Source organism: Sphingobacterium sp. UBA3519, from assembly GCF_002377215.1.
In the GTDB taxonomy this organism is placed as follows: Bacteria; Bacteroidota; Bacteroidia; order Sphingobacteriales; family Sphingobacteriaceae; genus Sphingobacterium; species Sphingobacterium multivorum.
Window position 1 is genome coordinate 370672 of sequence record NZ_DFPI01000037.1, and the last position, 12714, is coordinate 383385.

The window sequence follows — 12714 nt, forward strand, 5'->3', positions numbered from 1 at the left end:
TTAAAATAGCTTCTAGCTGCATTCAGCAAAAATACAAAATACCGCTATTTTGAAAGGAACAAACTCGAATGAAAATTTTTTAGGCATTTTGTAATTAAAAAAACAAGGTAATCAGTCTATAAAAGATGATTACCTTGCCTTGATTTTTATCGGTATACTGAAACACGCGGTATAGTTGCCGAGTTATTAATTTTCCATAAGTATTGTTTTATAGGATATCAATACCTTCTTGTCTTAATGTTTCTTTTTTGTCCTCTTCCCAGATACTGACTTGAACTTCTCCAATATGTTGTTTTTTGAGCATAAACATACAGACACGGGATTGTCCGATTCCACCGCCCATAGATTCCGGTAATTGATCATTGAGAAGCATGCTATGGAAAGTCAGTTTGGATTTTTCAGTGCAATTTCTGATTTCCATTTGATGTGCCAAAGCGGTTTTATCGACGCGAATCCCCATGGAAGAAAGCTCAAAGGCTGAATTTAAGATGGGGTTCCATACGAGAATATCTCCATTCAATCCTTTGTGTCCAGCCTCATTTGCAGTACTCCAATCGTCGTAGTCTGCTGCGCGACCATCGTGTGCAACACCATTGCTGAGTGCCCCGCCGATACCATATAAAAATACTGCACCATATTCTTTTGTGATGGTATTTTCACGTTCTTTTGCAGTTAGATTAGGATATTTTTGCAGAAGTTCTTCTGCTGCAATAAATGTAATGGTTTCTGGAAGAATAGCTTTTATCTGTGGATACTTGCTTTCAACCTGTTGTTCTGTATAGCGTAATGCATCGTAAATTTTTAATACGGTATCTTTCAGTAAGGCCAAAGTACGTTGATCTTTATCGATTACTTTTTCCCAATCCCATTGGTCTACATATATCGAATGAATAGGGGTGTAATCTTCATCAGGACGCAGTGCTTTCATGTCTGTCACGATGCCTTCCCCGGGTAACATTTCAAGTTCTTTTAAACGGACTCTTTTCCATTTTGCCAATGAATGTACGACGACAGCCCTTTTTTCATTCAATGATTTAATCGGAAATGATACCGGGCGCTCAATTCCATTTAAGTCATCATTTAATCCTGTGCCGTCTAAAACCACCAAAGGCGATGAGATCGGAATTAAATTTAATGCTTTCTTTAGTTGTTGGACAAATGTATCTTTAACGAAGCTGATAGCAACTTCGGTATTTAAAAGTTTTCTTCCCTCCATATGAGTTAAATGAAATACCATGTGCGGATTGATACGCATGGTTTTATTTTTTATTCAGTTATTTCCTACAAAAGTATGAAAATATCACTGGTTAATCTGTTTGGTTGTGATTTTTAATATTTATCCATTAAAAAGTTGAAAAAATAAAAAAATTCTAACAAAATGAAGGTAGGTCAATATTTAATTATAAAACTAATAATTTGTTGGTGCAACTAAAAGTGTTTGGTTACTTACTAAAAGAGCCCTGAATATTTCAGGGCTCTTTTATTTATGGTGGATCGACGTGATTGATTAAACGGAGAAACTTTCGCCGCATGCACAGGTCCGGCTCGCATTAGGGTTATGGAATTCAAAACCTTTTCCGTTCAAACCATCGGAATAATCCAGTTCTGTACCTGCTAGGTATAAAAACGATTTTATATCCAAACAGACTTTCACGCCTTTATCTTCGAAAAATTGATCACCTTTTTTTTCTTCGTTATCGAAGTTCAGCTTATAACTCAAGCCCGAACAACCGCCACTTTCCACAGCAACACGCACAAAGTAATTGCTGTCATATTGCTCATCCTTCATGATTTCCTCGATACGAGTTTTTGCTTTGTCAGTAACTGTAATCATAGTAATATCCTTTGTATAGCACAAAGATACATACAATCTTGTTATATTTCGCCTGTTATAAAGTTTTTAGAATGTCATAAATTAATCGATCAGGCCAGCTTTGAAAAGTTGCCAGATGGGGGATTGATCGCGGATTTTGCGAACCGCATCTGTGACCAATTGAGCGCATTGTATAATATCCTCTTGAGTCGTAAATATGCTTAAGCTAAAGCGAATGGCCGATAATGCATCTTCTTTGGAAACATTCATAGCCATTAAAACATGGGACGGTTCTCTGGATCCGGTTACACAGGCTGAGCCCGAGGAAAGGGCCAAAGCAGGACAGGCAGTCATTATTTCGCTGGCTAGGATGTGTTTAAAACTGATGTAACTGGTGTTGGGTAGGCGGGGCACATTTTTTCCATGAATGATGATTTCAGGAATATCACTTAAAAGTTCTTCCAATAGATCGCGGTTTCGTTCGACCGTATGATAAGATGTTGGTTTAAGCAGAGACAGGGCTTTTCCAAAGCCGACGATAGCTGGAACGTTGTACGTACCGCCTCTAAATCCGCTTTCCTGACCACCGCCTACAATCAGCGGAGTAATCTGTATCGGCTTCGATTTGCGACGGATGTATAAGGCACCGACTCCCTTCGGGCCATGAAGTTTATGCGCGCTCAGGCATAAAAGGTCAATCGGGACTTTTTGTAGATCAATGTTGATTTTTCCAATAGCCTGCGTAGCGTCACAGAAAAATAAGATGTCTTTCTCCTTACAAATAGTGGCGATTTGAGTTAGCGATGTGCATACTCCTGTCTCGTTATTGGCAGCCATGATGCAAACGAGTATGGTCTGGGAGCTCATCGCATTTTTTAAATCGTCTATACGAATCATGCCTTGTGCATCGACGGGGAGATAGCTGATCTGCGCTCCTTTTTTCGTCAGTTGTTCACAGCAGCTTAATACAGCTTTGTGTTCTGTTGAAACGGTGATAATATGATTTCCCTTGGATTGATATTTGTCAAATATGCCACAGATTACGGTATTAATACTTTCTGTTGCACCTGAATTGAAAAATAGTTCTTTTGGTGAACAATTCAGTGCTTCAGCTATTTGCGCTCTAGCCAGTTGGACGGCGGCATTGGCTTCACGCCCCATTTGGTGATAGACACTCGATGCATTCGCATAGTTTTGGATGAAGTAGGGCGTCATGGTATTCCATACCTCATCCAAAATTCGCGTTGTTGCGTTGTTGTCCAAATAAATCATATCCTTCATCAGGATAAAGATAAGGATAATGAAGGTTATGCTGAAGCCTTCACATCAACTTCCTTTTTTTTGACATTTGGATCATATCTCAAGCCCGGGGTCAACCAATACATCAGTATGATACGGGAATAACGGTAGTTGAATGGCGACATTAAAACAACGCTCATGATAGCAACGGTTGCATAGAGTATAAAAGAAGAATCATTGCCTGTCAGGATATAGGTTGCCATACAAGCCGTAACCATTTCTGCAATGGAGAACGCATAGGTAACATACATGGCACCATAAAAATAACCTGGCTCACGCTCGTAACGAAGTCCACAGTATTCGCAATGGCTATTCATTTTTTGTACTTTAAGACCATAGGCAGGACCTTGGTACACATGGCCGATCCGGCATCTTGGACATTTCGCTTGCCATGCAGCTTTAAATTCAGATAATTCGTATTTAACCTCTTCCATAGTTATAGTTGTTTTCTGAACTCTTCTGGTGTGAGCCCAGCGGATTTTTTGAAAAATTTAGTAAAGTATGAGTTGTCATTGAATTGCAGCTCATCTGCAATCTCATTGATATTTAAGTTTCGATTGACCAATAGTCGCTTCGCTTCGAGTACAATCCGGTTTCGTATAATTTCACCTGCTGATTGTCCGATGTAGGATTTGCAGATCGCATTCAGATGATTGGGTGTAATAAATAACTGATCTGCGTACACACTGGGCAATTTGGTAGATCTGAATTGCTGTTCAACCAATTGCTGAAAACTATTGAATATTTTGTGATTATATGGCGTACTGTGCTCTTGATGATCTTTTTCTGTAGAAATTGAGATATACAATATAAATTGGAGCAGAAGTGTACGGATATAGTCTTCCGATTGACCTGCCGCTTTTGCGGAAGCAATTTGTTCAAGAATGTGAATAGCCTGCTTGCGAAATTGTTCCGCAATAACAAAAATAAGCTGCTCAATTTTACCCTGTAAGAAGCTGAAGCGTTCCAGGTAATCGGTTCTTAAGAGAAAAGACTGAAAATAGTCAATGGAAAAATTGACAACATAGCCTTCTTCGTCACCTGTAAAGTTCCAGGTATGAACTTGACCTGGTACCATAAAATAGATTTGATAAGGTTCAATGTTGTAATGATTGAAATCAATAATGTGTTCTCCTGAGCCCCTGGTGAATAGCACAAAATGGAAAAAATTATGTTTGTGAGGAAATACCATATCCTGATGCTTGATGATATATTCTTTTAGATCATCAATATGAATCGTTGTTTTGTTATTGAGATCAATGCTACAACTATCAATAATCGGAATGGTATTTTTTCTATTCATATAGCAAAATTACGCTAAATATTCTTTTAACAGTGGTGTTTATTTGGTCTTTTATGGTGTTTTTCAATGATTTTTATATTTTGATACGGTATACGATATGTTGGAACAATCCTTGTGCCTAGAGGTTTAAAATATATTTTACAACATGGAAAGTAATTTAAATAGTTTGGGGAGTAGATTTGGTCGTTTGACCGATATTGTCATTGAGTCTATTCCGGGGATTATAGGTGGAATTATCCTATTGATTCTTGGGAAATATGTGATCAATTTTGTAGATCGCTTATTACATAAACGTTTCGAAAAGAAGAATGTAGATCCCTCTATTCGGGCATTTATCTCCAGTATTGTAAAGATCGTCATGTGGGTGATGTTGCTCCTCACCGTCGCAAGTCAGATTGGAATACAGACAACTTCTTTTATTGCTGCTTTATCCGCCTTTGGGTTGGCCGTTGGTATGGCGCTGCAGGGAAGTCTGAGTAATTTTGCCGGCGGAGTGCTGATTTTGATGTTTAGACCATTTGAGGTAGGGGATTCCATCTCGAGTGCAAATGGTACCGCAGGTACTGTAGAGAGGATTGATATCTTGTATTCCACTTTAATAGGCGATGATGGTGTACGTGTTTTTAGCCCAAATGGCCCTTTGGCCAATTCGGTTATTAAAAACTATACGAAAATTGTGCAACGCATGTTTGAATATACCATCAGTATCTCTTATGATAAAAATGTGAAAGAAGCGAAAGATATTATATTAAGAGTTCTCCGTTCGAATGAAAATGTGTTGACAACTCCAGAGCCAACTGTTTTTATCAAAGAATTGGGAGACAGTGCCATGGTTTTAACCGTTCGTGCGTGGACGAAAAGAGAGCATTATGTCGCTGCTCGAAACTCAATGCAGGAAAAGATTATGTTGGAGCTGGAAAGGAACGATATTAGTTTATCTTCCAATCCGACACAGATTAGCATTGTTTCGAATTCAAGCGACCTAGGGACTGCAAAAGCTTAGTCCTGATCTGTTCCCAAGGCGTGTAAAAGGACAAAGTACCGGTAGGCAATGATAGCCTGCTGGTACTTTTTTAATTTCAAGGGATCCATCTTACCATATTTTGGTAAGATGGCTTTATTTAAGCTGTTTAAAATCTGAAAAAATCTTCGTTTCATTGATATACCTCTTTATTGATAATCTGCGGCATTTTTTCGCCTTTAATTGCTGCCAGTAAGTTACTGGCGGCCATCATTGCCATATTATCCCGCGTTTCTTCTGTAGCAGACCCGATGTGTGGCAGTACACAGACATTTTCCATATTTAACAGTGGATTTTTCGGATCCATCGGTTCAGGATTTGTCACATCAAGTCCGGCACCCCATAGTTGGCCAGTCTCTAGAGCTTCTGTTAGATCTATTTCATTGACCAATCCGCCTCTGGCGGTATTAATCAATATAGCGGAGTTTTTCATGCGCGCAAATGTCATTTTGTCAAACCGGTTTTTAGTCTCCGCTGTCAACGCGGCATGGATTGAAAGGACATCGCTCCGCGTGAGCAGATCGTCGAAATTCACATATCGTGCGCCAAGAATTTGCTCTGCTTCCTCATTACGGCTCCGATTGTAATAGATAATATCCATGTTATACGCTGCTTTGGCTTTTCTCGCGAATTCAAAGCCAATTCGTCCCAGTCCATAAATACCCAGTGTTTTGTTGTTGAGCTCGATGCCTAGGTTTGCCGTTGGATCAAAACCTTTCCATTCGCCCTGCAAAATTCTCTTGTGGTTGAAAAATGCCTTCCGCGATACCGATAGCATTAAAAGGAATGCGACATCAGCTGTTGCTCCCGAAAGTATGCCTGGCGTATTGCTTACAGGTATTCCATGCTGTGTTGCGGCAGCGATATCCACATTGTCATAGCCGACACTCATGAGGGATAGGGCTTTAAGGTTTGGGCAGTTTTGGAAAAAATTAGCATCAAACTTTTGCATCCCACCATTCAGCACGTAATCAGCCTGTTGGCTCGCTTCGATAAGCTGCCTTTCGGATAGGGGATCAGCTGAATCGTGTATCGTTAGATCGTGACCGGCAGATTTTAATAAATCTATACCTTTTTGTGGTATTTTTTTAGTGATAAATATCTTCATGCAAATAGCTGTTCTTTAGCTTTCTTGTGATTGATTTTGGTAAACCAATTTGTGTTTTCTTCAAGTCAAAATTAATGATCACTCATCGCTATAACAACAAAAAAAACCATATTGTTGTTTCAATATGGCTCATTATTCTCTATTTTTTGAACTTTATTTTTTACGGAGTATGTAATCTAAAATAGCTTTACCCTTATCATCGGCAGAGATGGCAGAATTGGACAAGATGATAACGCCACTTTTTTTATCGGGCGATAAGGCTAGATAGGAGCTGCTTCCGGCAGTTCCGCCATTGTGCCAATAGACCGTTAGGTCGTCAATCAGGTTCATATGCCATGCGAGTCCCAAGTCGGTGTCTGGAGGCAGAAAAAAAGTAAACAATCTGGTGTTTGCCATGGCGTTTTCCAATGGGGTCTGCGGCATCTTGAATTGCGCATTCGCAAATTTAAGCAGATCCTCAAGAGTCGATTTTAATCCGCCAGCGGGACCAAAAGCGTCAAACGACCAGGGAATTACTTCTTGACCATCTTTGTTGTATACTTTAAAGGTATCTTTTCTTTTAGGATCCAATACCTGAAAGGTATTACTCATTTCGAGTGGCTTGCAGATGATGTCTTTTACAAGCTGATCATAGCTTTTTTTATAGATACTGCATATAATGTCTCCTAATACGGCGTAACCAAGGTTGCTGTACTCATACTCTTCACCTGGTTTCTTGTTATTTTTAAAGCTTTCGAGGAAACTATAAAGTGCTTTTTTATCGTATGTTTTGTAAGGATCGTTTTCGTTAAATCCTTTGACTTTGTCGAGATTGTCAGGAAGTCTTGGTAAGCCAGAGGTATGATTGGCCAACATTTGAAACGTTATTTTTGAAAGTTCTTCATATTTCTTGAGTGTATCAGGAAGAAATAGCGCAATAGGCTGATCTAAGGTTATCGTTCCTTCTTCGACAAGATTTGACAAAAGTATAGCGGTAAAAACTTTACTTAACGAACCAATTTCATAGGTAGACGTTTTTGTAGGCGCTGTTTGGTTGCCTTTGGCAGTCTCACCATAGAAATAGCTTTTTGTTTGTCCATTCTTTAGAATGCCAATTGCAAGTGATTGCGTATTTTGTTGTTTCAAATAAGCATTTGCAACAGAATCGACAAAAAGGTCGTCATTATCGACTGATTTCTGTGTGGCAGGTACCACAATAGTTTTTTCCACTTGAGGCTTGATTGCCAGAGGAGTGAATTTTAATGTATTGAATTTTAAGGTTGTGTCCGTTGCAAAAAGAACCTCATACGATTGGCTGTCGAAGTCCATCTGATAGGTTGCAAGTCCTTTTTCAAATTCTTTTATCGTTGAGCTTTTTACTCGTCCTAAGGGATAGAGCTCCTGTAGTACTTGGGTAAATTTGGCTAGGCTAAATTGTTGTTTGAAGGAATCACTGGCCAAATTATAGGCGGAGTCTGTCATCTGGGAATTGATAAAAAATTCCAGCTTATTGTAAACTCCTTTATTGATCTGTTCTGCAGGATTCGTTTGGGCAAAGGAGTAAGATGTGATGCCCAGCAATACTATTGTAATAAAATGTTTCATAACGATTGATGGGCACAAATCTACGGAATGTTTAAATTCCAATCAATTGTTTTAATCGGGCATAGCCTGATTTACTGATATTGAGCTTTTCGCCTGATGTCAGTGCAGCAATATACGAATCCTTTTCATAAGGTTCCAATTTGGCCAACTGATCCACTTTAATGATAAAAGATCGGTGTATACGGACAAATTGATTCGGATCCAAAGATTTTTCAAAAAATGCCATTGTTTTATTTTTCAGGTACATGCCATCTTTGGTATGAATTTTAACATAGTCGTCATAAGACTCCAGGTATTTGACGGTATCAATCGGAATAATCTTGATCTGGGTTCCTGTTTTGACAACAATACGGTCGATTTTTGTTTCGTCCTGCGCTGTAAGCACTTCGTAGTTGGGTTGAACTTTTTTCTCAGGTGCGGAGTAGCTTGCTCTGAATTTTTCTAAAGCTTTTTTGAAACGTGTTGGTGATACTGGTTTTAATAGGTAATCCAAGGCGTTCTTTTCGAAAGCTTTCAAGGCGTATTCGTCAAAAGCGGTCGTAAAGATGACCGCCGGAGGGTCGTCAACGAGTTCAAGCATTTCAAATCCGGTCAATTTGGGCATTTGTACGTCCAGAAAAATTAAATCCGGTTCGTGCGTATGGATAGCCTTAACAGCTTCAAAGCCATCACCACATTCCGCCACAATGGATATATCGGCTTCATTTTTTAGGTAACCCGCAATAATGGAGCGTGCAAGGGGTTCATCATCGATAATTACGACTTTAATCATATTGAGGTATTTTTAGGGTGCTAATAAATATGTTGTCCTGAATTTGAGTTTCCAGTAGATCATTTCTTCCATAAAGGAGATATAATCTGCGTTGAATACTCGATAGTCCAAATCCAGTGCCTTTTTTTGGTTTTGACTGTTCTTCGGTATCGAATGGGTTGGTAATCTGGATCAGCAGTTGGCCATCATTCGAATGGCATTTTATTTTAATTTCTACTTGATCCGTTACATTATATAACCCGTGTTTAATCGCATTCTCCACCAGTGGCTGAATAATCATGGCAGGCAATCTATTGTTAAAAATTTCTTCTGAAGAAGAGATGGATGTATTGAGTCGATGACCGAAGCGTACTTTTTCAATATCGAGATAAAGTTGAAGGTGATCGAGTTCTTCTTCAAGTGTGATAATTTGATTATTTTCTTTTCTTAGTGTTCCTCTTAAAAAGTCCGATAGCTGGAACGTCATGTTTCGGGCTTCATCCGGATTGGCGCCAATAAGTGCTATAATGGAATTGAGGCTATTGAAGAGGAAATGAGGCTGTAACTGTTGTCTTAGATTATACAGTTCGGCTTCCCGAAGTAAATTTTCGGATTCCTGCTTCCGTTTGATATTGTTAATATTGTCTTCCTGAATATTCCAGACAATGTTGATAATGGCAACAGAAGTCAAAATGAGGAAGTTAACGATGCCCCGATAAGGTAATGTTAAGTCCAGCAATGGGGTAAAGGTCGATTGGATAAAGTAACTCATCAAGAATCGGCTTAATGCGATGCTTATTGCGCCCATGATTAAACCGATGATGAGTACTTTCCAAATCTCCCGGGGTTGTGGGGTGTAGAAATTGAGTGCTGATGACATGCCATAGCAGCAAAACATCATCACCATACTGTTTATAAATGAATCCTTGAATGCAAGTTGCTGATCAAATCCAGAACGAAGCATCAATAGGTATTGTAATGCAAGATATCCGATAAATACGGATACACAGATAATGCCAATTAGTCGACTTTTAACACTGAGGAACAGCTTGCTTTTCATCTATTAAGCATTTTTTATGGTTAAATTACCTAAAATACAGGTGCCTGTTATATAGATTTTTTTATCTGTATCGGGGTTATAAATCGTTTGGAACCGACGGTCATCGACAGAGCCTAAGACCGAGGCGACGTTACTAAATACTGTCCAATGTGGGGGGATAATTATACGTGCGCTGCCAAACAATTGGAACGTATCGATCACAATTGGCTGCTGAATATCTGCTTTCGTTAAATCTAGCTCTACGCTTCCAAATACATTGGTCAAATTGCCCCCTCTAAAGTTTTTGGAATAAATGACTTTCTTTTGGCCCGCAAAGATGCTGTTCAGATTGAGGTTGTCCTCAAATGACTGGTGAAAGGAACCTTTCTCTTTGTCGCCAAAAGCCTGCTGATTAGGCGAGGCTTGTTGGCTTGAACCGTATTGTTCATTAAATGGTCTTGATTCCTGATCCGTAATGTTGCTCTCAGTTGCGCCCTCTACAGGTACACTGACTCGCTTATCCCAGTCGTAAGAGCCTTGTGGCGGATTAGGGTAAGTTGGGGGAACCATCGGCGGTTTCCTTTTGCTCATGATAAAGTAGATCCCGAGCGAAATGATGATGATAGGGACCGTTACAGAACCAAAGTCTGTACGCATCATTCTTGAAATAAGGCTCGCTCCGCCTATGATCAATAGGATAATTGCCGATTTTTTCTGAAATTGGGAATTTATGCCAATGACCAATCCAATAATGATTAATATCGTTTGCCAGCCAAATAACCAATCCGGAAACCAGCTTCCTAAATTGAGGTTATTCAATAATAAGAATATACCTACGATGATCACAATCGCTCCTACAATATTGCGGCTATTATTGCTGTTTGGTATGATGGGTTCTTTTTCCATAATGTTTTTACTATTTATGACTCAAAGATAGAGGCACAAATATATTCTACATATTTGCTTTAGGTAATACAACTTATATTTTCGGTAAATGTAATGATTTCGTCGGTAAAAAATCTTGTTGTTTAATTTTTATCTAGCCTATGTTAGGAAGGGGAACTGCCATTTTTATGCGTAATTGTCTTTTTTTTTAATATTATTTGGTGTATTAAAATGAATTATTATATATTTATCAAAGATTAAGATTACTTTAAACTTAAATAACAACCAATGGGAGATTTTGAAAACAAAGAACGTGAAGAAGTTTTTTCAAAAAAGGTGAGAGCAGGTAAGCGTACTTATTTTTTTGATGTAAAAGCAACTCGATCGAACGATTACTACATTACTATCACAGAAAGCAAGAAACGCTTTGAGGATGGCCAGTTTATTAAGCATAAGATTTTCTTATATAAAGAAGATTTTGAAAAGTTCGCTGAGGGTTTGACAGATGTAGTTAATTACATCAAGTCTAATCAGGAAGTAATCGAGAAACGTTATGAGCCTAACTTTGATGATGCATACGCTGAAGAAGCGGGTGTTCGGTCAAAAGATGATTTTTCGTTCTAGTATTGTAGAGCGAAATCTGAATGAAAGAAAGAAATAAAAGCCACTGACGTGGCTTTTTTTGTTGTTTTTTATATCCGATGTTGCACTTGGTGACCAAAGTGATGGTTACAATGGTATATTTCGCAGGAAATCATTTAGCACGGCATTGAATTTTTCGGGTTCCTCGAGATTCGGCAAGTGCCCGGATTCTTCAAACTCCATATAGCGGACGTCGGGTATATTTTCGATAAGGATATTTGTTTGTTCTTCGCTCATCATCTTGTCGTGTTTCCCTTTTATAATCAGTGTTGGGATAATAATGGTCTTCAACGAATGGGTTGTATCTGTTCGTGAAGCAAGAGCAAGTTGTGTCGCACAAATGCTGGCGACTTCATTTCTGCGAATACAGCTTTTGATGAGTTCAACAGCTTCGGGGTTTTCACGGATTGTTTTATCGTGAAATACATTCGCGATAAAGCCAATGGCAAACGGTCTTCTGCCATATTTTAATAGCGCCTGAATGGAATCAAAACGCTTTTGTTTGCTTTTGTTGTCGTCGGAAAGGGAATTCGTGTCACAGAGGATAAGTCCTTTGAGTTGTTGGCCGATCAGTTCATAGGTCCTGAGTGCAATGTAGCCGCCCATAGAAATTCCACAAAGGACGACATGATTGAGGTCGAGTTTACGAATAAATTCCACTAGATCTTTGGCAAAAACATCGACGGAGAAAAAACCATGTCCATTGGTGCTTAGTCCATGTCCGCGAACATCAATGGCGATGCCTGTATAATCTTCGTCGAGTTGCAGGAGCTGCTGTTTCCACGTGTTTTTGTTGAAGGGAAAACCATGGATGAAAATGACTGTTTTTGGAGCGGGGTATAATTTGCTAGGGCGAATATAATAGGAGATACTGATATCTCCGATGCGAATTTTACTGAGTTTTAATTCTCTTTTGCTCATGAATGCTAACATTTGTCCGTGTCTGAAAAAAAAAGTTGATATTTTAAATATAATATTATCAACGAGATAAAAGAAATGTTGTTGTATAAAGTTTAAAAAAGAGAAAAAATGTTTGTTAAATCGATAAATATAACGATATTTGCATCACCAAAACGGAAAAGGATAACAGATTTGTTTTGGTTGCCTAGCGCTCCTAGCTCAATTGGATAGAGCATCTGACTACGAATCAGAAGGTTAGGGGTTCGACTCCCTTGGTGCGCACGAATACAGGTTCTGTATCTTAAAAAGGCATTCCTAGCTCAATTGGATAGAGCATCTGACTACGAATCAGAAGGTTAGGGGTTCGAC

14 protein-coding genes and 2 tRNA genes (1 of these 16 only partly in view) are annotated in these 12714 nt (G+C 38.9%); 4 read left to right on the forward strand and 12 right to left on the reverse strand.

Annotation, left to right across the window (positions count from 1 at the left end):
* Positions 1-208 precede the first annotated feature (208 nt).
* The 5 genes from asnA to B3297_RS24430 all read right to left on the reverse strand — a co-directional run bounded on the left by asnA (position 209) and on the right by B3297_RS24430 (position 4415).
* Positions 209-1255 carry an aspartate--ammonia ligase gene (gene asnA / locus B3297_RS24410; RefSeq protein WP_236560234.1) on the reverse strand — a complete coding sequence of 349 codons (1047 nt, stop codon included), beginning with the start codon at positions 1253-1255 and terminating at the stop codon, positions 209-211.
* 252 nt (positions 1256-1507) lie between these two features.
* Positions 1508-1834, reverse strand: a complete 327-nt coding sequence (locus tag B3297_RS24415) for a HesB/IscA family protein (protein ID WP_046675441.1) — start codon at positions 1832-1834, stop codon at positions 1508-1510.
* An 81-nt stretch (positions 1835-1915) separates the two neighbouring features.
* Positions 1916-3094, reverse strand: a complete 1179-nt coding sequence (locus B3297_RS24420; protein WP_236560233.1) for a cysteine desulfurase family protein — start codon at positions 3092-3094, stop codon at positions 1916-1918.
* A gap of 26 nt (positions 3095-3120) precedes the next feature.
* The gene (locus B3297_RS24425; protein ID WP_046675442.1) at positions 3121-3546 is read right to left on the reverse strand and encodes a DUF983 domain-containing protein; all 426 of its coding nucleotides are present in this window, start codon (positions 3544-3546) and stop codon (positions 3121-3123) included.
* Between the two features lie 2 nt (positions 3547-3548).
* On the reverse strand, positions 3549-4415 hold the full coding sequence (locus B3297_RS24430) for an AraC family transcriptional regulator (protein ID WP_286767443.1): 867 nt from the start codon (positions 4413-4415) through the stop codon (positions 3549-3551).
* Between the two features lie 145 nt (positions 4416-4560).
* Between B3297_RS24430 and B3297_RS24435 the strand changes: the two genes are divergently transcribed.
* The gene (locus tag B3297_RS24435; RefSeq protein ID WP_070567825.1) at positions 4561-5418 is read left to right on the forward strand and encodes a mechanosensitive ion channel family protein; all 858 of its coding nucleotides are present in this window, start codon (positions 4561-4563) and stop codon (positions 5416-5418) included.
* On the opposite strand, the gene B3297_RS24440 is transcribed toward B3297_RS24435, so the two are convergent.
* The 6 genes from B3297_RS24440 to B3297_RS24465 all read right to left on the reverse strand — a co-directional run bounded on the left by B3297_RS24440 (position 5415) and on the right by B3297_RS24465 (position 10824).
* Positions 5415-5573 carry a hypothetical protein gene (locus B3297_RS24440; protein ID WP_172462497.1) on the reverse strand — a complete coding sequence of 53 codons (159 nt, stop codon included), beginning with the start codon at positions 5571-5573 and terminating at the stop codon, positions 5415-5417. The two genes, B3297_RS24435 and B3297_RS24440, sit on opposite strands and share 4 nt — an antisense overlap.
* A complete protein-coding gene (locus B3297_RS24445) occupies positions 5570-6544 on the reverse strand; it encodes a 2-hydroxyacid dehydrogenase (protein ID WP_112376107.1) in 975 nt (324 codons plus the stop codon). Before B3297_RS24445 ends, B3297_RS24440 begins: the two co-directional genes overlap by 4 nt.
* Before the next feature lie 153 nt (positions 6545-6697).
* Positions 6698-8128 (reverse strand): serine hydrolase domain-containing protein, encoded by a 1431-nt coding sequence (locus tag B3297_RS24450; protein WP_286779659.1) that lies wholly within the window; start codon positions 8126-8128, stop codon positions 6698-6700.
* Between the two features lie 31 nt (positions 8129-8159).
* The gene (locus B3297_RS24455; RefSeq protein WP_070567819.1) at positions 8160-8900 is read right to left on the reverse strand and encodes a LytR/AlgR family response regulator transcription factor; all 741 of its coding nucleotides are present in this window, start codon (positions 8898-8900) and stop codon (positions 8160-8162) included.
* A complete protein-coding gene (locus tag B3297_RS24460) occupies positions 8893-9939 on the reverse strand; it encodes a sensor histidine kinase (protein ID WP_070567817.1) in 1047 nt (348 codons plus the stop codon). Before B3297_RS24460 ends, B3297_RS24455 begins: the two co-directional genes overlap by 8 nt.
* Before the next feature lie 3 nt (positions 9940-9942).
* Positions 9943-10824: a LiaF transmembrane domain-containing protein gene (locus B3297_RS24465; RefSeq protein WP_083296035.1), complete on the reverse strand. Its 882-nt coding sequence runs from the start codon at positions 10822-10824 to the stop codon at positions 9943-9945.
* A gap of 267 nt (positions 10825-11091) precedes the next feature.
* Here B3297_RS24465 and B3297_RS24470 point away from each other — a divergent pair, with 267 nt between their 5' ends.
* Positions 11092-11427, forward strand: coding sequence for a DUF3276 family protein (locus tag B3297_RS24470; protein ID WP_070567815.1), 336 nt, complete (start codon positions 11092-11094; stop codon positions 11425-11427).
* A 105-nt stretch (positions 11428-11532) separates the two neighbouring features.
* On the opposite strand, the gene B3297_RS24475 is transcribed toward B3297_RS24470, so the two are convergent.
* Positions 11533-12366: an alpha/beta fold hydrolase gene (locus B3297_RS24475; RefSeq protein ID WP_070567813.1), complete on the reverse strand. Its 834-nt coding sequence runs from the start codon at positions 12364-12366 to the stop codon at positions 11533-11535.
* A 187-nt stretch (positions 12367-12553) separates the two neighbouring features.
* Between B3297_RS24475 and B3297_RS24480 the strand changes: the two genes are divergently transcribed.
* Both B3297_RS24480 and B3297_RS24485 read left to right on the forward strand, forming a co-directional pair.
* Positions 12554-12627: transfer RNA gene (locus tag B3297_RS24480), tRNA-Arg, on the forward strand.
* A 27-nt stretch (positions 12628-12654) separates the two neighbouring features.
* Positions 12655-12714 (forward strand) — tRNA-Arg (locus B3297_RS24485) (it continues 68 nt past the right edge of the window).

What these genes read in the sequence shown, in the direction of transcription:
- B3297_RS24415 (WP_046675441.1), bottom strand. Translation starts at nt 1,834, where the DNA reads ATGATTACAGTTACTGACAAAGCAAAAACTCGTATCGAGGAAATCATG.
- B3297_RS24430 (WP_286767443.1), bottom strand. Translation starts at nt 4,415, where the DNA reads ATGAATAGAAAAAATACCATTCCGATTATTGATAGTTGTAGCATTGAT.
- B3297_RS24445 (WP_112376107.1), bottom strand. Translation starts at nt 6,544, where the DNA reads ATGAAGATATTTATCACTAAAAAAATACCACAAAAAGGTATAGATTTA.
- B3297_RS24455 (WP_070567819.1), bottom strand. Translation starts at nt 8,900, where the DNA reads ATGATTAAAGTCGTAATTATCGATGATGAACCCCTTGCACGCTCCATT.
- B3297_RS24470 (WP_070567815.1), top strand. Translation starts at nt 11,092, where the DNA reads ATGGGAGATTTTGAAAACAAAGAACGTGAAGAAGTTTTTTCAAAAAAG.
- B3297_RS24460 (WP_070567817.1), bottom strand. Translation starts at nt 9,939, where the DNA reads ATGAAAAGCAAGCTGTTCCTCAGTGTTAAAAGTCGACTAATTGGCATT.
- asnA (WP_236560234.1), bottom strand. Translation starts at nt 1,255, where the DNA reads ATGCGTATCAATCCGCACATGGTATTTCATTTAACTCATATGGAGGGA.
- B3297_RS24465 (WP_083296035.1), bottom strand. Translation starts at nt 10,824, where the DNA reads ATGGAAAAAGAACCCATCATACCAAACAGCAATAATAGCCGCAATATT.
- B3297_RS24475 (WP_070567813.1), bottom strand. Translation starts at nt 12,366, where the DNA reads ATGAGCAAAAGAGAATTAAAACTCAGTAAAATTCGCATCGGAGATATC.
- B3297_RS24440 (WP_172462497.1), bottom strand. Translation starts at nt 5,573, where the DNA reads ATGAAACGAAGATTTTTTCAGATTTTAAACAGCTTAAATAAAGCCATC.
- B3297_RS24450 (WP_286779659.1), bottom strand. Translation starts at nt 8,128, where the DNA reads ATGAAACATTTTATTACAATAGTATTGCTGGGCATCACATCTTACTCC.
- B3297_RS24425 (WP_046675442.1), bottom strand. Translation starts at nt 3,546, where the DNA reads ATGGAAGAGGTTAAATACGAATTATCTGAATTTAAAGCTGCATGGCAA.
- B3297_RS24435 (WP_070567825.1), top strand. Translation starts at nt 4,561, where the DNA reads ATGGAAAGTAATTTAAATAGTTTGGGGAGTAGATTTGGTCGTTTGACC.
- B3297_RS24420 (WP_236560233.1), bottom strand. Translation starts at nt 3,094, where the DNA reads ATGAAGGATATGATTTATTTGGACAACAACGCAACAACGCGAATTTTG.